We start from the raw sequence: 21,213 nt of genomic DNA, 5'->3' as shown, positions 1-21,213 counted from the left end.
AGGAGCGGGCCATGTCCACGCACGTCGAAGAGACCACGAAGGGACCCGAGAGCGCCCCGGAGCCGAACGGCGCCGGGCCGAAGCACCCCGAGCCGAAGGGCGCCGAGCCGAAGCACCCCGAGCCGAAGGGCGCCGAGCCGAAGATCCTCGAGCTGCGGATCCACGGCATCGGCAACTCGCCGCCCGCCGAGATGCTCGAGGTCCCGACCGACGGCGTCCGCCGACGGACCGGCGACGAGCTCGGGTCGTTCTGGGTGCGGAAGACGCCCGGCAAGGACGGTCATCGAATCCAGACTGAAGCGTATTCCTGGGGCGGACTCGTCCGCACGGGCGGTGCCGCGATCGCCGTGATCGGGCGCGTCTTCGTGCAGATCGGCTGGCTGTTCGTGCTGCCGTTCGGCCTGTGCAACCTCGCCTACTGGATGCGGCCGATCCCTGGACAGAAGTCGAACCCCACCGGCTGGCAGGGCGGCCCCGGCGCCGCGACGCTCCGTCTGTTCGCCCTCGTGCTCACCCTCATCTACGTCACCGCGTTCATGTCGGTGGCGGCGGACCTCATCGGCATCCAGTGCTACGCCGGCGGTAGGTTGACGTGCGAGAACCTGCCGGTCTGGTTCGGCAATCTCGCCGGCCTCGACCGCAGTGCCCGCCTCGCAGTGCTCAGCGTGCTCGTGATGGCGGCGATGCTGCTGATCTACCTCGTCGCACGCCATGGGCGGGTGAGTTGGGAGCCGAACGTCAGCGGGTTCGCGGCCCAGTACCTCGGCACCAAGACGACGGCGAAGGACGACCGCCCGGATTCCGACGTCGGCGCTGGCGCGGATTCCGATGCGGACGGCACGACCGGGTCTTCTGAGCCCGCGGTCGACCGGCCATTGCTCGCGACCTTCGGCTTCTGGACGAGGGCGCGAATCGGCGCGACCACCGAGCGGCTGCACTTCGCCTCGGTCCTCGCGTTCCTCACGTTCCTGGTCTCACTGGATTCCGCGCTCGCGGGCCTCCCCGGGTGCGCCGAGGTGCGATCGGCGTTCGCGTGCGCGGCGACGGCGTGGGACGCGGGCGGCGAACGCCGGTTCTCCATGGCCGCCGCGTACGGCGCCCTGGTGCTCGTGGCGGCGTGCGTCATCGGCGTGGTCATCGCGTCCACCTCGAAGAGCATCTCGACCGAACTCGTGAGGCGAAGGGTATTCGGTCGCGAGAACACCCCTGTCGGAGTCATCCTCGGCGACAAGACCAAGCGCGCCGTCGCCGGCATCCTGCTGACGCTCGCCGCCGTCGGGTATGTCTTCGTGGTGATCGTCGCGTCCGCGAACAGCGGCGACCCGGTCGCCGAGGACGCGGCGGCGGCCGCGGCCGGCGCCGCGAAGGCCTCGCCGATCGGCCTGGTCTCGGCACCGAGCGCGTTGCTCGCCGTCGCCGTGCTGATCGCGTTCCTCGGCGCCGCATGGAGCACGGCACCGCACCAGGGCCCCGCGAAGTACGCGTACTTGGCGCTCTGCATCGCCCTCATGGCCGCATTCGGCGCGACCGTGCTCGCCGGGCGGTCGGTGGCCGGCTTCGAAGCCACGAGCCTCGGCATCGGCCTCGGGATCCTCGCCGTGTACGCCGGATGCGTCCTCTTCGCCGGGCGGCGGAAGCACCGGCACGGCACGGTGTTCGCGATCCGCGGATGGCGCGGGCTCGGAGCGACGGTCGGAATGTTCGCCGCACTGGTCTCCTCGATGGTGCTCTCGAGCCTGCTCGTGATCGGCATGCGCGACTGGCTCGAGGTCGACGGGATGCCCCCGGCTGCCTACCAGCGATTCGCCACGGCGCTCATGGCGATCGTCGCCGTGGTCGTCGTCCTCCTCGCGTTCGCGTTGGGGTGGAAGCTCCTCCGGCTCACGCGGTTCTCGCTGCCGATCCTCGACCCCGAGGTCGACAAGGACCTGGGAGGGGATCGCTCGCCCGGCACCGCGCCACCCAGCGATGACGACAAGCAGAAGCCCGAGCAGGTGGAGGAGAAGCCCGGGCAGGCAAAGCAAGACCCCGAGCAGGCGAAGAAGGGCCCCGACATCCGCTATCCGGGCACCGAGTCCGAGTCTGGCTCCGGGCGCCCACGGCGTGCGGCGCTCGCGCGACGGAAGGCGCACCTCCTGCACCGTGCCGAGACGATCGTGGGCTGGGTGGCTGCGCTCACCGCGATCGCGATGCTCGTCACCGCGGTGTTCCCGTTGCTCGAGTCCGTCGCGACCACGCTCGATCCTGCCGTCGAGGCCTGGCTGCGTGAAAGCTACGCCGGGATCGCCCGCCTGAGCGTCGCCGTGCTGGTCGCAGTCGCACTCGCCGCGGTCGGTGCCGTCGCCGCGTCGGCCGCCACGACGGCCGAGCGGCCGCTCGGGCTGTTCTGGGACATCCTCTGCTTCTTCCCGCGTGCGGGACATCCGTTCGCCCCGCCCTGCTACTCGGAGCGCGCGGTGCCGGAGCTGACCGGCAGGATCTGGACCTGGCTGCACGGTGAGCACGACCTGCGGACGGACGTCGACCCCGAGCGGGACATCGTGCTCGCCGCGCATTCGATGGGATCGGTCCTCGCGGCCGCCGCGATCTTCGCGGTGACCGAGAACGACCTCGGCGCCAAGACGCCCGAGGTCAAGCGGATCGGCCTGCTCACGTACGGCACGCAACTGCGCGCCTTCTTCAGCCGGTTCTTCCCGAGCGTGCTCGGGCCGTACGACCTCGGCGTACCGGGCGTCGTCGGACCGTCCCTGTTCCTCGCCGACCCATGGGCCCGACAGGTGCGAACGGACTGGGGCCTCGATCGCCGCGGACGCCTGCCGCGGGGCGGCGCTCAGCCTCCGGCTCCGACGACCGAGGCGACCACCGCGGCCGAGGACGGCCGGGCGTTCACGCTCCGCGGTCTGCTCGACAACGGGAATCGCTGGATCTCGTTGTGGCGACGCACCGACCCGCTCGGATTCCCCGTCGAGAGCTACGGGGACAAGTCGAAGACCCGCATCGACCGGGGCGCGACAGAGGTACGACCGACGGCCTACCTCTGGGAGGTCGCCGCGCACGGACACTACCTGGGTACCGAGCAGTACGAGCAGTCCCGAGACGAACTCATCGCGCGGCTCGCGGCGAATCGTCACGCGCCGCAGCTGGACTTTGTCCGCACGCCGTCCAAGCCACTCTGACGCAACGAGACACGAAGCGGCCCGGCTCCCCCGAACCGGGCCGCGTCGCTGCGCCTGTCGCGAACAGTCGCTCTTGCGGGTGACTACTCGCTCTTACGTGACCGACGCACGGTGGTGAGGACGATGACGAGTGCGGCGCCGAGGGCGATGGCGCCGACCGCGATCCAGATCCAGAGGACGGGCAGGTCGAAGCCCGTGCTCGGCGTGGTGGAGCCGCCCGCCGTGTCGGCCGGGACGACCGTGAGCGTGCCGACGCCGACCGTCTGGCCTGCGGTGACGGTGATCGTGTAGGTGCCGGGCGTGTTGGACACCGCCGTGTACGACACGGTGCCGGTCGCGCTCGTGGGCTTCGACGCCGTCGCCGCGCGGAGCACGGAGAGGGTGACGAGATCGGATGCGGTCGCGGTGGATGGCGTGTTCGGCGGGAAGCCCGAGAAGTTCAGCGTGCCGGCCTGGCCGACGACGACGGTCACGGAGGAACCCTGAGCCGTATAGCCCGTGCCCATCGCGGCTGCCGTCGGTACCGCCAAGACCGCCGCGATGCCGATGACCGCCGCGGCCAATACCTTTCGAAGCATGATCCCGCCCCCAAGATCCTTCGGGTATCGGCGCCCGTTCAGACGCCGAACAAGCCTCAGTTTAGCGAGGATGCGCAATCTGTCGACCCTTGCGCGATCGGGAGTGTCCGAACCAGGGGCGTGTGCTGCAGGTCGATCGCCCGGATTCCGGGCTCGCCGCCGAGGAATGCGAAGGTCCATTCGGCGGTCTCCCCCGGCTGGAGCACGACCTCGACGCGGCTGAGCGTGTACCCCGCGTCGGCGGTCGGGTGGTACGGCACCGGTTGCCCGTCGCGGAATACCCCGAGGTTGTACGTGCCCGGTTCGGAGTACAGGTGGACCGACGTGCGGATCGCTCCCGCCGGCGTCCCGTTGGCCCCGCCGCCCGTGACGTACTCGGGCAGGGCGGTCGCCGCGTCGGGCGGTGCGGTGTTCGCGAGCGACACGGTGAACTGGTACTCGGGCAGGCCGTCGTTGCGGCAGACCATGCCCGCCGCGGCGACCTGCACGTCGAGGTACGGGTCCATCTTCGAGCCCGTCATGTCGTTCAGGTACAGGCCGAACGCCTGCGTCTGGTCGGTAGATGTGGGGAGGTCGCCCGTCAGGGTCGTGCCGGCGAGGATCTCCTGCTCGGAGGCATCCGCGTTCCAGATCAGGAGCCGCCGCTCGTCGCCGGCGCGGACCATCGCGTCGATGAGGGCGCGCGGTTCGGCCGTGCCTGTGCGGAGCGCCGCGACGACGGCCCGGGTCACCTCGGCGAACAGGGCGTCCTGCCCGGCGGTGTCGGTGGGTGAGTCGGAGGGATAGCGCGCGTAGACCTCCTGCAGCAGGAAGGGCACGGCGTTCTCGGAGGTCAGCACGTCGCCGGTCGAGAGCGTGATCGGCCCGGTCGCGGTCAGCAGGTAGCTGAGCGCGACGGGATCGAACGCGACGACCGAGGCGGGTTCCTCGCCGAAACGGTCGCGCCACATCTCGCGCGCGGTGGTCGCGGCGATCGGGAACTGCGGCGCGAACGTGACGTCGTGGATCCACCGGGCCGCGTTGTCGCCCCACAGCGCCCGCGTCTCGAGCGGGAGCTCGACGGCGGGCGGGTCGAACCGCGGGAAATCGCCCGAGTCCGCCTGGGTCGTGAGCTCGAACGCCCCGCCGTCGACGTGCACGAGCGCGAGCGCGGCGGGCGACCCGCCGAGCGTGCGCAGCTCGGCATTGTTCTGGAAGAGCAGCAGGATGTCGCGCGGCCCGTTCGCACCGAGCATCGCGGGGACCAGCCGTGACGCGCGATCGAGCGCATCGACCGCGCGGGCCGTCTCGGTGAGCAGGTCGTCGAGCTGGGTGCGCGCGTCGGCGATCGGGGCGAGCACGTCGGCACCATCGACTTCGGCGAGGGTGTCCCGAGCGCTCGAGACGGCCGCGGATGCCTCGGCCGCCGGCGCCTGCAGCGCCACGATCGGCGCGAGGTCGATGCGTCCGTCGGCCGGGCGGAACGCGTCGAGGCCGACACTGCCGGCCGCACTCGCGAGCGGGAGGACCGCACCCGACGCGACCTCGTCGACCGTTGCGGCGAGCACGCGCACAGTCGCGAGGTTCGGCCCGACCAGCGGGATCGCCTCGACGGCCCGCCAGACCGGATCGCTCGTCAGGTCGGCGGCCGACACGGCGTGGCCTGCGAGTTCCTCGGCGGCGGCCATCGCGGCATCGGTGTCACCGGCGACGATCGCCGCGCGTGCGTCGGCCGCTGCACCGACGGCACCGTCGAGCTCCTGCTTCGCGAGGAGGCCGCGGATCGCGATCCAGGCGATCGCGGCGAGGAGGACGGCGATGAGCGTGATCACCCCGATGAGCGCCCAGCGTCGACGCCGGCGCAGTCGGGTCGGCCGCGCCACCGAAGTGGTGCCCGGGTGATCGGCGGTCACGAGGTACAGGTTAGTCACCGATCTGCGTGTGTATTTTCTTGCCTCGGGGCCTTCCGACTCGCCAGCACGAGGCACGTTCTTGTGAACCGCGCTCCAAGATGATCGGATGATCGGGCAGTTGCTCGCTGCAGCAGATGCGCGCATCGACGCGAGACGAGGGGTGACGATGAGTCGGCTCGAGCGGTTCAATCAGTTGTTCGGACGACGCGCGGTGATTGCGTCCGCAGCAACCCTGCTCGGTGGCGTACTTGCAACACTTGTTCGGCGAAACCCGGTCTGGCTATCGCTGGCAAGCCAACTCGTGACCATCGCGGGCATCGTCACGCTGACTCAACGGAGCTTCAATGAGAGACGGGTTGGCGTGCACGCAGAACTCTGGAGTATGCAACGTGTCCGCGACCTCGTCGATCCGGACGGCGAGTACAACGGCCCGTGGGGCCCGGTCGGCGTGGATCCGGAATTCATGCACGAAATCGTTGGGCATCTGGTAACCAACAAGGATTCCCCCACGGTCCTTGAGCTTGGCAGCGGTGCATCGACCATATGGATGGCCCTTGCCCTTCGGAAGCGCGGCGCGGGCCGGTTGATCTCGCTCGAGCAGGACCGATCGTGGGCTTCAATCACCACTGCACGCCTGCGCTCGCTTGGCCTCGATGCTTGGGCCGAGGTCCGGGTCGCCCCGACCGGGGTTTCCGAGAAGTTGGGATGGCCCGGTGACTGGTATACACCGGCGGCACTCGCTGACGTTGAAGGCGTTTCAGTGGTCCTCGTGGACGGGCCAGAAGGCACGCTCTTGCGCCAAAATGCCTTCCCGGGGCTGGCGAACAAGCTCGCCGCGGAGTGCGTTGTGTTCGTCGACGACTTCGATCTTCCGCCGATCCGAACAATGGTCAAGCAGTGGCTGCGCGACTCAAGTATCGGGACGGGATACAAAGTGCATTCGCGGATCGGACGCGGCGGTGTTCTTGCACCTAGCAGCCGACAAGCGTGACCCGATTGCCAGATGACTGATCCGCCAAGGGTTGCCCCAGATCGGAAATTCGTGCTCAGTTCCGGGGATGTTGGACCGTCATCTGCCACACTTGCCCAATGACCGAGGCTCACCACACCTCAGTTCCACTCGACCCCTTTCCGTGCGATGAGCCCGGCATCCAGATAGATTCCCATTCCGCTTCTCCGCGGGTAAGTGCCCACGCTCGCAGAGGCATATGCGACAGTAAGCATCACGCATGGAACCCGAACGCGCGAACGAACTGAGGCCCGGCCACGCCGGGTTCGAAGCATGCTCGTCGACTGAGTTGTGATTGGGAAGCCTCTTGGCGGCCTCCAATAGCCGTACTCCGGTGAACGCCGGCCCTGCGCAGACGTGGCTGGGCGTCGGCGCCGCGCTCTCGGCTGTGACGGCGACGGTCATATTCATAGTTACGGGGAGCCCTGCGGCCGGCGCCATCGGGTTTGTCGGCACCGCTGCGGCCACGATCGTCGCCTATCGAGTCGGAGTACGCGGCATCCTCAGCGCGCTGCTGATCCTCCTCGTTGGTCCAGGGCTGCTCGGTGAGACATCCATCCAGAACTCGCTAATCGGCATGCTTGGGCTGCTGGCCGTCTGCTTGTCATACAGACACAGCAATCCAACCTCGACGGGCGCAGTCCTGCTGGTGGTGGGGTTCATTCTGATGCCGGGAATCGGTATGTTGTCGACGCTAACCCCCGTCGCAGCTGTGTATGGAGTCGCCGCAACGATCGGTGGACTCGCTATGTCACGCCCCCAATTCGCAGACGACCTCCTTACGGGGCTTACGTGGGTCATGGGTGCGCTGGCCGCGTCTTACGCTGCGACCTACTTCCTCGGTCAATTCGCAACGCCGCTCACCACGTTCCATATCGACACGCGAACATTCGCGCTCCACGCGCCGTTCACGATCACCACCGGCGGAGAGCCGTTCATCCCTGGGACGCGGCGCTTGACCCCGCTAACCGGAGAACCTGGGTTGGCGGCCTTCTATGCGGCGCCGCTCATCGCTGTCGTCTTCGGAGCCGGAGTGAGCGTTCCACGAAGAACCATGACCTCGCTCGTCCTGGCGGCACTCGTGATCTTTTCTCAATCCTTCGCAACTCTTCTAGCGGTGGGTGGTGCGGTCAGCGCCGGTATCCTGGTCGTACTATGGCGCCGCCGCCACCGCCTGTTCACCGCACTCCTCGCCCTGGTGGTGCTATTGGTCGCGCCAGCGATCATCGGTCAGGCGCTCGACGAGAAGGCGATGGTCGCCCCCGCATCCTTCACCGATCGCGGCATCGCTGATCTCGGCGATGCAAGCGCCGCGAGCTTCGGCACGATTAATCTGCTGGTCACATTCGGAAGAGCACCCGTGCTCGCCGCGACCCTTGTAGTTGCTCTGCTGCTGGGGCTTGTCTACGCGATGCGCACCCTTGCCGGCTCGCTCGCATTCCTAGCGTTTGCAACGATTGTGATTTTCGCCCAGCCCTCGCAATGGCATCCTGCTGCGTGGTTATTGGTCGGTCTAGCGATGAGGCTCGCCGAAGCGAAGAAGCTGGGCAAAGTGAACATATAGTCAGTCATGCTCGGAAGAAGATCCCGTCGGCTTGAAGCAAGCGACCTGTTCCTGGATCAGCGAAACCCGGGATCAGTGACCATAGTTCCATTCCGCAGCCTTCAAGCCTGTGGAGCAACTCGTCGAAGAGTGGCTGGCCTGAGTAGAGCTCGACAAAAGACATCTCGATCTGCACGCCGACGATCCGGGGCATCAACTCAATCGCACCGTCCAGCACCGCACCCTCGTTGCCCTGCACATCGATCTTCAAGAATGGAGAGATCGAAGCATCCATCGCGAGACAGGAATCGAGTGTCCGTTGGTGCACTCGCTCCTTACCTACGTAGACCGAATGGGGTGCGGCGCTTCTATGCCGCGCGTCCATCGGCAGGATCGAACTGCTCACGCTGTTCTTGGCAATGTTGAGTTCCAATTCACGATCTGATTCTCCGATCGCGACATTGATCGCGCACCAGTCGGGATCGCGCTTGGTTGATTCGTCCAGCAGTGCAAACGCATCGCTAAGGGGCTCGAACGAGATTATCCGACCCAGATACCCGCGTTCACGAATCCACTGAGCGTACTGGCCCTTGTTCGCTCCGACGTCGATAACCAAATCGATATCGCGTTGACAGATGAGATCGGCCGCCCGGTCGCCTGCAGACATCTCCATTCCGTGGTGGTAGCGGCGAACATCGAGGCCCACGTGATGTGCTGCGCGACGGATCATGCTCTTCAGCCGGCTCATCTGAGCCCGCCCGGTTGGTCGTCCGCACGCATGTAGTCCCTTGCTCGAAACCACTCGATTGTCGCGCCAATCCCCTCTTCAAGGCCGACCCGGGCACGCCACCCTAGAGCCAGGAGGCGAGACACGTCAAGCAACTTTTGCGGTGTACCGTCCGGCCTCGAATTGTCCCACTGCGTCTGGCCTTCGTATCCAGATGCCCTCGCGACGAGCGCGGCGAGTTCTTGAATCGTGACGTCACTACCTGTTCCAACGTTCACGTGCTGTGGTCCGTCATAGTGATCGAGCAAATGCAAGCATGCTGCGGCGAGGTCGTCGACGAACAGGAACTCGCGCCGAGGAGTCCCGCTTCCCCAGTTCGTAACGACGGATGCTCCGCCACGGACAGCGTCGTCGTACCTGCGGATGAGCGCCGGAAGCACGTGCGATCCGAACTGCGAGAAGTCGTCGCCCGGCCCGTAGAGGTTCGTCGGCATCGCAGAGATCCACGCGAGCCCGTGCTGTCGGCGCACGGCCTGCACCTGCAGGATCCCCGCGATCTTGGCGATCGCGTAGGCGTCGTTCGTCGGCTCCAACTGGCCGGTGAGCAGCGCGTCCTCGGTGATCGGTTGCGGTGAGAACTTCGGATAGATGCAACTCGACCCGAGGAAGAGGAGGCGCTCGACGCCGACTTCGGCCGCGGCATCCATGACGTTCACCTGGATGCGGAGGTTCTCGCTCAGGAAGTCGTGCGGGTAGGTGTCGTTCGCGAGGATGCCGCCGACCTTCGCTGCCGCGAGCACGACGTAACGGGGGTGAACCTCCCGGAAGAACGCGAACGTCGCGTCCCGGTCGGTCAGGTCGAGTTCGTCATGCGCGCGCCCGACGAGCGAACCGAATCCGGATGCCTCGAGCCGACGCCAGATCGCGGAGCCCGCGAGGCCACGGTGACCGGCGACGTAGAACGTCGCCGAGCGGTCGAGGGCCCGTGTCGTCCCGGTCCCCGCTGCCGTCACCGACGCCACGCCGGCAGCGTCACGGAATCGATCCACGGCCGGCCCTCGTACTCGAGCGCCTCGATGTCCGCGTCGACCATGATCTTGGCGAGTTGGGGCAGCTTCACGCGCGCCACCCAGCCCAAGTCGACCTTGACCTTCGAGGCATCTCCGACGAGCGCGTCGACCTCGGTCGGGCGGAGGTACTTCTTGTCGAACCGCACGTGGTCGGTCCAGTCGAGCCCGGCGTACTCGAAGGCGATCGTAAGGAAGTCGCGCACGGTGTTCGCCGTGCCGGTCGCGAGCACGTAGTCGTCGGGCTCGCGCGCCTGGAGCATCCGCCACATCCCCTCGACGTACTCCGGTGCGTACCCCCAGTCGCGCACCGAGTCGAGGTTGCCGAGGTAGACGTAACGCTGCTTCCCGGCTTTGATCGCCGCGACCGCGCGCGTGATCTTCCTCGTCACGAAAGTCTCACCACGGCGGGGCGACTCGTGGTTGAAGCAGATGCCGTTCACGGCGAAGAGACCGTACGAATCGCGATAGTTGCGCGTGATCCAGTAGCTGTAGAGCTTGGCCGCCGCGTACGGCGAGCGGGGCTGAAATGCAGTCTGTTCGTTCTGCGGCGGGAGCGAGGAACCGTAGATCTCGGAGCTCGACGCCTGGTAGAACTTCGTCCGGATTCCCGAGATCCGGACGGCTTCGAGCAGGCGCGTGGTGCCCACGCCGGTCGTGTTCGCCGTGTAGACGGGCTCGTCGAACGACACGCGGACATGGGACTGCGCAGCGAGGTTGTAGACCTCGTCGGGGTGCAGATCGGAGAGCAGGCTGACAAGCCTCGCACCGTCACTCAGATCGGCGTAGTGCAGATGGAGCCGCGCATCAGGGTCGTGGGGATCTTCGTAGAGGTGATCGATGCGGTTCGTGTTGAACGTGGACGCACGACGGATCAGGCCGTGGACCTCGTAGCCCTTGGCGAGCAGAAGCTCCGCCAGATACGAGCCATCCTGACCGGTAATCCCTGCGATGAGCGCGGACTTCGCCATGATCCCCCAATCATGCGAAGCGGCCCCGCCGTCGTGCCCTCACCTCGCGAACCGACCGCTCCAATACCTGAGCATACATATCGATCGCGGTTTCGCGGTCGAGCATTCGCGCGCGGTAGGCGAGACCGGCCTCGCCGAATCGGCGACGCATGGCTGGATCAGCACCGAGCTTGCCTACCGCTTCCAGAAGCGCGGCCGGATCGCCTGGCTCTACCCGAATGCCTCCTTGCGAGGCTCCGAGCACCGCGGCGGTGGTGCTCGTTCGCACGGTCGCAGCGACGACGGGCAGGCCGCTTGCGAAGTAGGTAGTCAGCTTGCTCGGAACAGACATGTCCTCCACCCCGGGCCGTTCGTTTACGAGCAAGACGTCGGCCGCAGCCAGAATCTGTTCGAACTCAGCCTGAGGAACGGTACCCATGAAGCTGACGCGCTTCACACCCACGGCAGCCGCCTTCACTGTCGCCGCTCGATTGCCTTCCCCGACAAGTACGAACCGAATGGGCGCGTTCGCGCTGTCCGCGAGGCGAGCGGCATTGACGACGTTCTCAAGCCCCTGCTTCGCGCCAATCGCGCCAGCGTGCAGCACAACCGTCTCATCTGCGGACCATCCCAAGCGCTCACGCGTGAGTGTTCGCCCGTCGGCTCGGAGCACGTCAATGTTCGACCAGTTTGGGATGACCACAATGCATGCGGGTCGGACCCCGAGTTCCAACAACGCAGACCGGAAATGCTCGTGGATGACGACGACCTGGTCTGCCGTGCGGAGTGTTGCGGACTCGATCCACTTCGACACCGACGCGAAGTGACTCAATGCGCCGACGCTTGAAGCGACCCCCTCGCTGTACAAATCCTGCACCCACACCACGCTGGCCGCGCGGGGCGACTTGAACCTTTTGACTGCCAAAGCCATGCCAGTCGCCATGAGCGCCGGCGACACCAGCACAACGATGTCAGGGTTACCCCATCGTTCGAACATCAGGCGCGCTCCAAACGTCAGTTCCGAAAGCGCCCGCCGAAGCGGTGTTGGATTGCGGGGGATGTAGTGCGCCATTCGTTGAATCGCGACACCGTTAGATCGCTCCCGGGCGTTCCACCCCGAGAAGCCCTCGAACCGACACCATGTCGGATAGTGCGGGTGCGCCGTGAGGACGCGGATCTGGTTCCCGCGCTGTCGAAGTCCTTCCGCGAGGACTGTCGTGTAGGGTGCCACTCCTGTTGGCTCGGGGGCGTAGTTCAGACCTAGGATTGCGATTCGTAGGGGGTGCTCCACCACAGGTTGACCATAGCGTCCACCGGATTCCGACTCATTGCGACCACACCGCAACACATGATTCGCACGTCGGCGGACCGTAGAGGGGGGATTCGTGGACAGCGCATTGAGGTACCGTCTTCGGTCTCTGATTCAGGCGACCGGTTACGATCTCCGGCGATATCGACCGAGCGTCGAACTTGTGCGGGCTCGGCAGATGTCGAGACGTGGAGTTGACTTGGCGGTCGATGTAGGCGCCAACGTCGGCCAATGGGCGATGAACCTCCGTCGCAGCGGCTACACCGGCCGCATCCTGTCTGTCGAGCCGCTGGCGACGGCATTTCGTTCACTGCAGCGGGCCGCTGAAGGAGATCCCGACTGGTCCGTCCTGCAGGCCGCCGTTGGCGCGGTGGACGGCACCGCAACCCTCCACATCTCGAAAAACAGCGTATCGAGTTCGATCCTGGAGATCCAAGAATCGCACCTGGATGCGTCCCCGCAATCACGCGTGATTGCGGAAGAGGCGACCGTCGTGCGCAGGCTGGACTCGATCCTGCAAGAGCATCTGGACCCCGGGACGCGGACGTTCCTCAAACTGGATGTCCAGGGATTCGAATCCCATGTGCTTAACGGCGCATCGAAGTCTCTCGATTCGGCGATGGGTCTCGAGATTGAACTGTCCCTCGTCGACCTGTACGCGGGGCAGGCGACGTACCTCGACCTGATATCGCGTATTTCGCTATTGGGGTTCGAGCCTTGGCATCTCGAACCAGTCTTCACCGATCCTGTGACCGGGCGCACGCTCCAAGTCGATGGCCTGTTCTTCCGTCGGGATTGAGCGATGTCGCCCGCTGTGGGAGAGGCCCACACCGCATCGCGATCACGATTGACTCGACTACGCCCTGATTACCTAGGATTGCACCACGTGGATCCGTTCGGCACGCGGACACCCACGTCCGGTGGTAGAGCACTCTTGTTGGGGGACGACATGGGCAGGCGCCAAATCTGCACCGCTGCGGAAGCCCTTGGGGACGCATCGAAAATGGATCGCGATCCTCAATTGAGTCGACAATCGGTCTCCTAGGCGGGTGGAGCGAGGTGCGGATAATCCATGTCGCGACCTTATTAACACCGACCGGGGCATTTGGCGGTCCGACGAACGTCGCTCTCGACACGGTCAGTGCACTTCGTGAACGAGGCCACGACAGTGTGCTGGTCGCGGCAGCACTCGGGTTCGGTGACAAACTACCGGAAATGGCCGCAGGCGCGCCCGTGCGTCTATTCCATGCGCGCCAACTAGCACCAACGCGCGGCTTCACCGGAATTGGCGCGCCAGGCATGGTTCGATGGTTGCGTCGCCAAGACGCCGATATCTTTCACTTCCACCTCGGTCGGGATCTTGTGACGATGCGGGCAGCCCGCTCACTCACACGGCAGGGGCGCCCCGTTGTAGTCCAAACCCACGGAATGCTGCAGCCTTCATCTCATCCCCTTGGCCCGTTCGTCGACCGGCACTGGACACGGCCCGTGCTGGCGGCAGCGCGCAGAGTCTTCTACCTCAGTGACCTTGACCGTGACGGCATCCGCGCAGTCTCCAACGACAAACTCGCGCTCTCACAACTTCCAAACGGTATCCGGCCAATCCCTCCGACCGAGGTGGGCACCCCCGAACGACAACTTCTCTTTCTCGCTCGTTTGCATCCAAACAAGCGGGTGATGCAATTTGCCTTGGCCTGCCAACAGCTCGCATCGGAATTCCCAGATTGGAAATTCTGCATCGTCGGACCCGACGACGGTGATCTTCGACAACTTCGGGAATTTCTCCAACGACTGGACCCCATCACCAGAGCCAAGATCCAGTACGAAGGGTCCCTCGACCCAGAATCAAGTCGATTGCGTATGCAGCGCGCCGCAGTCTATGTGGCCCCGGCCGAACGCGAGTATTCGAGCCTAGCGGTGCTGGAAGCACTTTCGGCCGGAATACCCGTCGTGGTATCCAACACTGGAATTGCTTTGGCAATTGAACGCGCCGGGGCAGGCATCGTTACCGACGGGACAATCGAAGGACTCACGGAGGCATTACGATTTCTAATGACTGATTCGAAGTCCCGCGAGCGAATGGGTCGATCAGCTCAGCGATTGGTAGAATCGGACTATACGCTGGAGTCCGTGACGACTCAATTGATTCGTGAGTACACCTCGATCCTCTCGGAGGCGAATGGAGCACATGAGCAGCCGGCCCGCTGATGCCGGTTCCCGCACATTTTGTTCGGACACCAAGACCCGCGTTTACTCATGGGTACGCCTGAACCCTACAGGACGAACGGCATCCCACACCCTGGTAATCCACGGCCATCCAGGGAAGCAATGTCACGACGACTCAAATTCAGGCGCCGCGCGCACTTTGGAAAATCGCAAGACGGGGCCTCGGATGGCGCGATCCACTGATCGCCCTCACCACCAGAGATGCTCCCGGAAATTGGTCGCACAAGGCGGCGCCCAGCGGAGCGAGGCACCCGTCGCGCCAGAATTGGAGTGCCACATCGCGAAAGGGCCGTCCGCGACCGCAGAATCGAGACCATCCGCCGCCTTGTTGGGTGCTTGGCACAGGTCAACCTAGAATTGCGATTAAAGGGAACTCACGCGGGCGACGCTTGGGAATACCAGGGTCAAATAGAACGTAACTGAAGATGCTCTGCCTCTTAGAGGCGCAGTCCGCACTACCCACCTAATGGATCCCGAACAACTCGTCTGGGGGACGAAATGGGCGTTATCTCTATTCGCAATTTTCCGGAGAGACGCGCCCGACGACCAAGGCCGTCGCCCGGTCGGAAGTCTGCGTCTCCAGATGTTCTGTGGGTAGCAAACATCGCTGCGAACTACCGACGACCGGTTTGGGCCAGTCTGGGCAGCCGCATCTCGCTTACCGTCGCAGTTTTTTACCGGGACATGCACATCCCGGGGCCCCCGGGGCGAGTTGCCGACTGGTCCTCACCCGGCCGATCGCATTTCCGCGTTCGGATGCTCAGATGTATTCGGATCCCCTCCCCGATCGGACCAACGTTCGTGCTGATGTCAGGGCTTCGAATGGGGCGGGAACGCCCCCGAGCGGTCGTGATCAGCGGGTGGGATACTCCCGTTTTCTGGCAAACCTTGGCGCTCGCGAAGGCTTTTCACATTCGTACCGTCGGGTTTTATGAGTCGCACCTCGGAACAATGAAGTATCGCCATGGCCCAATCGCTGCGGCGCGAAGACTCTTCTTCCGTTCTCTGGACACGGTAGTCGTCCCCGGATCAGCTGCTCGACGGGCGGTGGAATCGTTCGGTGTTGAGCCGGCTCGAATCCACGTAGGCTTCAATGCAGTCGATGTCGAGGCGTTTCACCAGCAGGCCTTGGCGGCGCGCACAGCGTCCTCAGTTTCGGTGGGGGATGGACACGCATTCGTCTTCGTCGGAAGACTGGTCCCGTTAAAGCAGGTCGAGCTCATCGTTCGGGCATACGGTCAGGTGCGGTTACCCGGCGACTCGCTGACCATCATCGGGGAAGGCCCGAGCGAGTCCTCGATTCGTCAGGTAATAGCCGAGTTGGGCCTGAAAGACCACGTAACGCTACGACCCTGGATACCCAACGCCGAACTTGCGCAAACCCTCTCTCAACTGAACACGCTCGTGCTGGCCTCCAACAACGAGGTATGGGGCCTCGTTGTAAATGAGGCGCTTGCGACAGGCATGCACGCGGTTGTGACAAAGAACTGCGGCGTGTACGAGTCAATCGCGACGATGCCCGGTGTGTATGGTTGCACTTCCACAGAAGATGACCTCGCCGCGGCACTCGCCGCTTCGAGGTCGGAATGGCGTGGGTGGATCGAATCCCCAAGGATCCTCGCGTACACACCGGAGGCACTTTCCGTCGTTCTCGAACGAGCCGCATTACCCGAAGGGCCCTGACCACCACTCCCGCGGAGGGCGTCCCCTCGGCCCTGACTGTTGAAGTGACTTGCAGTGCCTCGCACATCGCGAGGCACGTCATTCCTCTTGAGCGCGGCCCGGGCGGATCCGTCGACACGTCGCTGCGCCAGAAGGCGACTTTGGCCGACGAGCCTGCTCAAGTCCTGTGCTTCATGCAGCAAATCAAATGTGTGAGCCTGGCGCGTCTCGATTCGAGCTTCAGACCACGCCACGCTCAGGGGCCCGACACCGACATACCTCGACGAGGTCGATCATTGAGCTGGTCCTGGAGTTCCCGGTGGCGACGCAGATCGACGACAACGTCATTTGCCTCGACGCTCTCTTCGCAGCACCGCAGCGACCGCCGCCATACCCGCTAACCCAGCGAGATGGAGAACAACAACGCCCATGGCGGCCGCCAAAGCTCCGAGATCTGGCGCAAAGACAATAACGACCCCGATTGAGACCAAGGAACTGGTCAGGACCACGATCGCCACGGGCTTATCGGCTCCGCGCGATTGTAGGAAGGTTGCAAGGATTTGGTTCGCGATCCCCGGGATAGTTGCAAGCGCCAGAATCTGCAAGACGCCGACTGCGCCAATGTACGACTCACCGAGCAGGAATGGAACGAGCAAGGGAGCCGCTACCGCGAATCCGACGGCTATCAGAACGCCGAGCATGGGAAGCCACAACCCGCGCCTGACGATCGCCCACGCCTCGGCCTCCGTCGCGGCTCCCGCTACAAATGGCGCCGAGGCCGTACTGAAGGCGTTCGCGAAAAGACCGATCGGCTGGGTCCAGCGATTGACTGCGCCGTAGACGCCAGCTGCGGTCGCGCCCGACGCCAGATTCAGCACATTGACATCGAGGCGCTGGATCGCCGATGCCGCACTGAAGAGCCCGTAGAATAGCGCACCCGACCATGGATTGCGTAGCCGGAATCGGGATGACCAACGGTCCGGCGTGAGTAGCGCAAGCAATCCCGCGGCGATCAGCGTGCCGGCGTTCAGTGCGATCACGAACTCCACCTCGTTCAACTGGCCGATGGCGGCTGCTATACCGATACCTATTGCCGCAGTAAACCGTTCCACGAGAGCGGCAATCGCCACCGGTACTGCGCGCGCGGCGCCTCGCAACCAAACACCCGACGTTTGATAGCTCAGAACGGCCAGAAATGTTGAGGGCGCGATCCATGCAAGGGGATCGAGGCGACTCACAACCAGGAGCCAGCCACCAGCCATGGCGGTCCCCAACATTAGCTTCGAAACTGCCCGATCACGGATCTCCGTAGTCGATCGCTGCCCGTTCGCTAGGTCACGGACCCAGAGCGAATTGCCGCCGAAATCGAAGAAGCCCGCGGCTGCGGTTCCGGCCGCGAAGTGGGCAACAACTACACCGAACGTGGCCGGGCCAAGTCCTCGAGCCCCGACGACGAACAGACCTGCCATCAATCCGAGCGACAACGCAGATGCGACTGCGAGCCAGACGGCTTGACCGACGAGCCCCGTGCGTCTCACACAAGCACCGGATCTATGAGCGCTCGCGCAAACATGGCCCGAGTGATTTCGAGATCGCGGTTCGGTGACCTGGGCAGCCTCAAAGCCTCTTCGATAGCGTTCACTAGGTCGGCGATGGAGAGATGAACCCACCGGCCGTTCGGTGCGTCGACGAGCATGTTCCGAAGCTCGGCTGCACCGGCAGCGACAATTGGCGTCCCGGCGATCAGCGCTTTTCCGACAATCCCGCTGGGCGATTCGTTCGAATATGCGGCGACCACGACGTCACAACACACGATCGCCTCGTCGAGTTCCTGATCACTCAGGAGCCGATCGACTATTTGCATGTCGAGGTCAGGTGGCGCTGCTCCGACTTGACCGCGAACAATATCGGACATCCGGCCTGCAATAAGCACGACAATATTTGGGATTCGGAGCTGCGAAACCGCCGCGAGCACGAGATCGACATTCTTCCGTTCATCGAGTGCGCCAAGCACACCAACAACACGCGAATTCGCCCGAAACTGCATGCGGGATCGAATTTTCTCACGGGCGTCGGGGTCAACGGGAGCCCGGAACTGAATTGGATCGCGCACGATCATATCGTGCGAATCTCCGCGCCAGTTCGCAGGCCTCAAGAAGGTGACGGCGATCTTGGAACGTCGCGCGGCGCGCCGAATTATACGAATGCGAACCGGCTGTGCGACCTTCGTTATAATAGGCCAATTTCTCGGCTGCACGGAGGCCCGCATTATGAGCACCGAGATTGGACGCTGAACTCGTCCAACCCCGAGACCAAGTCGAAGTGCCCAGCGGTCTCCATCCGGGACTATGACGGCAGTGGCATCTAAATCGTCGGCGAATGCCGACGCAGTACGCAGGGTTATTTTGCCGGCCGCCTCGACCACGCTAAAGGTTCCGTGCAATCGCCCCAAATGCACCTCATAGTCCTCGGATCCCGCGACAAAGCGACTCGTCAACAGGACCGGTGCGAGGTTGATCGAGAGGGCATACTCGATCAACTCTGCGACATAGTACAAGCGATGGCCGCTTGAGTTCGGCTCAACGATCAGGATCCGACGCCGCGTAGTTCCGGCGACACTACCGTCATGCCCCGTGACGTTCAACACTCGAGCTTCCTACCCACATCGGCAGGCCTGCGGCAATACGTCGATCGCTGGGACCAATACATCGGATTTTGTGTGACTCGACCATTACCCAACCGCCACACGCAACGCCCTTTGATCGCCGGCTCACCCATGTTCACACACCCTCCCGCCCGAGCACAGCCCGCCCCGTTTTCCACAGGATCACCACATCCCCTGTTATCGACCAGTTCTCCACGTAGTACAGGTCGAGCCGTACGCTGTCCTCCCATGAGAGCGACGAGCGCCCATTCACCTGCCACAGCCCGGTCATGCCGGGCTTCACTAGGAATCGCCGGTGGACGTGGTGCTCGTACTTCGCGACCTCGGTCGCCAGCGGCGGGCGCGGGCCGACGAGCGACATCGACCCACCAAGCACGTTGAAGAGCTGCGGAAGTTCGTCGACGGAGTAGCGCCGCATCCAGCGCCCGACTCGCGTGACGCGCGGGTCGTCCTTCATCTTGAAGAGCACCTCGTTTCCGGAGTCCTGCTGACCGATCAGGCCGTCGAGCCGCGCCTCGGCGTCGGCGACCATCGAGCGGAACTTGAACATGCGGAACATCCGGCCGTCGTGACCGACGCGCTCTTGGGAGAAGAACACCGGGCCCGGGCCGGACGACTTCACCATCACCGCGAGCACGACTAACAGCGGCGACAGCAACACGATCAGCGCGAACCCGACGCCGAGGTCGAACGAGCGTTTCGCGACGAGCTTGCGTCCCTCGAACAGCGGCGTCTCGACGTGGATCAACGGCAGACCGGCGACCGGTCGCGTCTGGATGCGTGGTCCGCCGATGTCGATGAGGCTCGGCGCGACAACCAGGTGCTCGGCGCCCGGCACGAGCGCCCACGAGAGGCGCCGCACCTCCTCGGGGCCGAGGTCGTCGGCGCTCGTGATCACGAGGGTGTCGGCGCCCAGGTCGCGCATCACCTCGACCGCCCGCTCGACGCCCGCGTGCACGCGCACATCGGTACCCGCGAGGTGGTCGACCACCCCTGCGCCGGGCACGCATGCCCCGACGACACGGTAGCCGGCAGCCGGATGCTTTCCGAGCTCCCTCGCGATCGCCCCAGCCGTCGCCGCCGACCCGACGAGCACAACGGACGTCGTGAATGCGCCACTCCGGCGGACCATGCCCAGCCACTGTCGCCAGATCCAGCGCGACAGCACGAGCACCACCAGTCCCAACGGCAATGCCGTCAGGATGTACCCCCGAGCTACGTCGATCTTGAACACGAACGCGACGATCGCGACGAGTCCGAACAGACGGAGCGTCGCGTCCGCGATCGCCCGGTATTCCTGTGATCCCTCACCGAGCACGCGCGGTGAGCGGGTATCGAAGAGCTGGAGCACGAGCATCCAGGACCCGACGAGCACCACCGACACGACCGTGTAGCTGATCTCGATATCATCGCGCGACCCGCTGAAGCCCTGCGCCGACTGGTCGAGCCCGACCCAGGCGATCTGCGTGCCGAACACGACCCACACGATCACGGCGAGGTCGGTGATCGCGACGCGCATGGCGATCCGCGACGCCCACGTGACTGCATGGCCATGAACCGCCAGTCGACCGCGATCTGCTGTCTCCGTCACCGAGATATCCCCTCTTGCCAAACCCGGTGGCCTAATTCGTGTCAAGTTGCGCCACGTACAATTGATTGATTCCGAATCGAGCCAGTCGCGGCATACGCGAAAGCCGTTCCTCAATACGAAGGGCCCTGTCCTCCCTAAGTAATCTCAACGACTTGGCACTCAATACCCCATAGCCGTGCTGCTGGACAATTCGGAGGCCGGCTTGGTGCGCAAGCTCGTGGACATCGGAATCCGGCAGCACGTTCCCCTCTGGCCTCCAATCCTCCGGCCGCCCACGACGGTGACCGCGAGAATGCGTGAACGATTTCAAGCTCGGGATGTGCCCATGATTGTTGAAGACAAGGAGCGAGTGCCCGTCTCGTAGCCGCGCTGCCAGTGCTCTCATCGCCTTAATGCGAAGTGCGGGCTCGGCGTTGAGCACGAACCGGTATGCCGTGATCAGGTCATATTGCGCTTCGATCGGTGCAGTCGAATCGGTGATATCCGTACACACCACTGTGCCGTGCCGCAACCGGCTTCGAGCGCGCTCAACCATTGCCGGTGAAATCTCGATGCCCGTCGCAGAGTCGACTTTGTCCTCGAGGAATCCGATGATGCGTCCCGTTCCAGACGCGAAGTCCAAGTAGTCGATACGATCCAATGCCCCGTACAGATCTCGGATGATGCTCAGCAGTTGAGTCTTCTCGATCTTCCACAGCAGATCTGACCATGACCCCGCGGCGTACTGCTGCTCGTCGTAGGCCTTCGCCCGATCGGCCGAATCGAAGTGACTCCGGTAGCTCGCATCGGAGTGAGGGTCCGGATGTCCTGACGTCATA

Annotated in this window: 16 protein-coding genes; 6 read left to right on the top strand and 10 right to left on the bottom strand. The window is 64.4% G+C overall.

Annotated elements, in window-relative coordinates; genetic code table 11:
* Positions 1 to 11: 11 nt before the first annotated feature.
* Positions 12 to 3,176, top strand: coding sequence for a hypothetical protein (locus tag ACDF64_RS10315; RefSeq protein WP_394550982.1), 3,165 nt, complete (start codon positions 12 to 14; stop codon positions 3,174 to 3,176).
* An 83-nt stretch (positions 3,177 to 3,259) separates the two neighbouring features.
* On the opposite strand, the gene ACDF64_RS10310 is transcribed toward ACDF64_RS10315, so the two are convergent.
* Both ACDF64_RS10310 and ACDF64_RS10305 read right to left on the bottom strand, forming a co-directional pair.
* Entirely contained in the window at positions 3,260 to 3,649 is a 390-nt protein-coding gene (locus tag ACDF64_RS10310; protein ID WP_394550981.1) for a hypothetical protein, read from the bottom strand.
* Positions 3,650 to 3,810: 161 nt separating this feature from the next.
* The gene (locus ACDF64_RS10305) at positions 3,811 to 5,664 is read right to left on the bottom strand and encodes a DUF4012 domain-containing protein (protein WP_394550979.1); all 1,854 of its coding nucleotides are present in this window, start codon (positions 5,662 to 5,664) and stop codon (positions 3,811 to 3,813) included.
* 88 nt (positions 5,665 to 5,752) lie between these two features.
* Here ACDF64_RS10305 and ACDF64_RS10300 point away from each other — a divergent pair, with 88 nt between their 5' ends.
* Together ACDF64_RS10300 and ACDF64_RS10295 are read left to right on the top strand one after the other, a co-directional pair.
* Positions 5,753 to 6,637 (top strand): class I SAM-dependent methyltransferase, encoded by an 885-nt coding sequence (locus ACDF64_RS10300; RefSeq protein ID WP_394550977.1) that lies wholly within the window; start codon positions 5,753 to 5,755, stop codon positions 6,635 to 6,637.
* 352 nt (positions 6,638 to 6,989) lie between these two features.
* Positions 6,990 to 8,219 (top strand): hypothetical protein, encoded by a 1,230-nt coding sequence (locus tag ACDF64_RS10295; RefSeq protein WP_394550975.1) that lies wholly within the window; start codon positions 6,990 to 6,992, stop codon positions 8,217 to 8,219.
* 4 nt (positions 8,220 to 8,223) lie between these two features.
* On the opposite strand, the gene ACDF64_RS10290 is transcribed toward ACDF64_RS10295, so the two are convergent.
* The 4 genes from ACDF64_RS10290 to ACDF64_RS10275 are packed head-to-tail and all read right to left on the bottom strand — an operon-like array spanning position 8,224 to position 12,173.
* Positions 8,224 to 8,946: an FkbM family methyltransferase gene (locus ACDF64_RS10290; RefSeq protein ID WP_394550973.1), complete on the bottom strand. Its 723-nt coding sequence runs from the start codon at positions 8,944 to 8,946 to the stop codon at positions 8,224 to 8,226.
* A complete protein-coding gene (locus ACDF64_RS10285; protein ID WP_394555106.1) occupies positions 8,943 to 9,938 on the bottom strand; it encodes a GDP-L-fucose synthase family protein in 996 nt (331 codons plus the stop codon). The genes ACDF64_RS10290 and ACDF64_RS10285 overlap by 4 nt, the downstream gene beginning before the upstream one ends.
* Positions 9,935 to 10,963: a GDP-mannose 4,6-dehydratase gene (gmd, locus tag ACDF64_RS10280; protein ID WP_394550971.1), complete on the bottom strand. Its 1,029-nt coding sequence runs from the start codon at positions 10,961 to 10,963 to the stop codon at positions 9,935 to 9,937. The genes ACDF64_RS10285 and gmd overlap by 4 nt, the downstream gene beginning before the upstream one ends.
* Before the next feature lie 10 nt (positions 10,964 to 10,973).
* On the bottom strand, positions 10,974 to 12,173 hold the full coding sequence (locus ACDF64_RS10275; protein ID WP_394550969.1) for a glycosyltransferase family 4 protein: 1,200 nt from the start codon (positions 12,171 to 12,173) through the stop codon (positions 10,974 to 10,976).
* Positions 12,174 to 12,450: 277 nt separating this feature from the next.
* Here ACDF64_RS10275 and ACDF64_RS10270 point away from each other — a divergent pair, with 277 nt between their 5' ends.
* From ACDF64_RS10270 to ACDF64_RS10260, 3 genes are all read left to right on the top strand, one after another.
* Entirely contained in the window at positions 12,451 to 13,050 is a 600-nt protein-coding gene (locus ACDF64_RS10270) for an FkbM family methyltransferase (RefSeq protein WP_394550967.1), read from the top strand.
* Between the two features lie 260 nt (positions 13,051 to 13,310).
* Positions 13,311 to 14,459 (top strand): glycosyltransferase, encoded by a 1,149-nt coding sequence (locus ACDF64_RS10265; RefSeq protein WP_394550965.1) that lies wholly within the window; start codon positions 13,311 to 13,313, stop codon positions 14,457 to 14,459.
* A gap of 516 nt (positions 14,460 to 14,975) precedes the next feature.
* Positions 14,976 to 16,160 (top strand): glycosyltransferase, encoded by a 1,185-nt coding sequence (locus ACDF64_RS10260; protein ID WP_394550963.1) that lies wholly within the window; start codon positions 14,976 to 14,978, stop codon positions 16,158 to 16,160.
* A 323-nt stretch (positions 16,161 to 16,483) separates the two neighbouring features.
* Here the strand turns inward: ACDF64_RS10260 and ACDF64_RS10255 are convergent, their stop codons facing one another.
* The 4 genes from ACDF64_RS10255 to ACDF64_RS10240 form a co-directional block, all read right to left on the bottom strand.
* The gene (locus ACDF64_RS10255; protein ID WP_394550961.1) at positions 16,484 to 17,608 is read right to left on the bottom strand and encodes a lipopolysaccharide biosynthesis protein; all 1,125 of its coding nucleotides are present in this window, start codon (positions 17,606 to 17,608) and stop codon (positions 16,484 to 16,486) included.
* Positions 17,609 to 17,673: 65 nt separating this feature from the next.
* Positions 17,674 to 18,786 (bottom strand): glycosyltransferase, encoded by a 1,113-nt coding sequence (locus ACDF64_RS10250; protein ID WP_394550959.1) that lies wholly within the window; start codon positions 18,784 to 18,786, stop codon positions 17,674 to 17,676.
* A gap of 133 nt (positions 18,787 to 18,919) precedes the next feature.
* Entirely contained in the window at positions 18,920 to 20,395 is a 1,476-nt protein-coding gene (locus ACDF64_RS10245; RefSeq protein ID WP_394550957.1) for a sugar transferase, read from the bottom strand.
* 31 nt (positions 20,396 to 20,426) lie between these two features.
* Positions 20,427 to 21,212, bottom strand: coding sequence for a class I SAM-dependent DNA methyltransferase (locus tag ACDF64_RS10240; RefSeq protein WP_394555104.1), 786 nt, complete (start codon positions 21,210 to 21,212; stop codon positions 20,427 to 20,429).
* Between the last annotated feature and the right edge of the window lies 1 nt (position 21,213).

It is taken from the genome of Agromyces sp. MMS24-JH15 (assembly GCF_043518605.1).
In the GTDB taxonomy this organism is placed as follows: Bacteria; Actinomycetota; Actinomycetes; order Actinomycetales; family Microbacteriaceae; genus Agromyces.
This window is presented reverse-complemented; position numbering and strand designations above follow the sequence as displayed.

Coding starts and splice junctions, on each gene's coding strand:
- ACDF64_RS10290 (WP_394550973.1), bottom strand. CDS start 8,946: ATGAGCCGGCTGAAGAGCATGATCCGTCGCGCAGCACATCACGTGGGC.
- ACDF64_RS10300 (WP_394550977.1), top strand. CDS start 5,753: ATGATCGGGCAGTTGCTCGCTGCAGCAGATGCGCGCATCGACGCGAGA.
- gmd (WP_394550971.1), bottom strand. CDS start 10,963: ATGGCGAAGTCCGCGCTCATCGCAGGGATTACCGGTCAGGATGGCTCG.
- ACDF64_RS10260 (WP_394550963.1), top strand. CDS start 14,976: ATGGGCGTTATCTCTATTCGCAATTTTCCGGAGAGACGCGCCCGACGA.
- ACDF64_RS10315 (WP_394550982.1), top strand. CDS start 12: ATGTCCACGCACGTCGAAGAGACCACGAAGGGACCCGAGAGCGCCCCG.
- ACDF64_RS10255 (WP_394550961.1), bottom strand. CDS start 17,608: ATGGCAGGTCTGTTCGTCGTCGGGGCTCGAGGACTTGGCCCGGCCACG.
- ACDF64_RS10240 (WP_394555104.1), bottom strand. CDS start 21,212: ATGACGTCAGGACATCCGGACCCTCACTCCGATGCGAGCTACCGGAGT.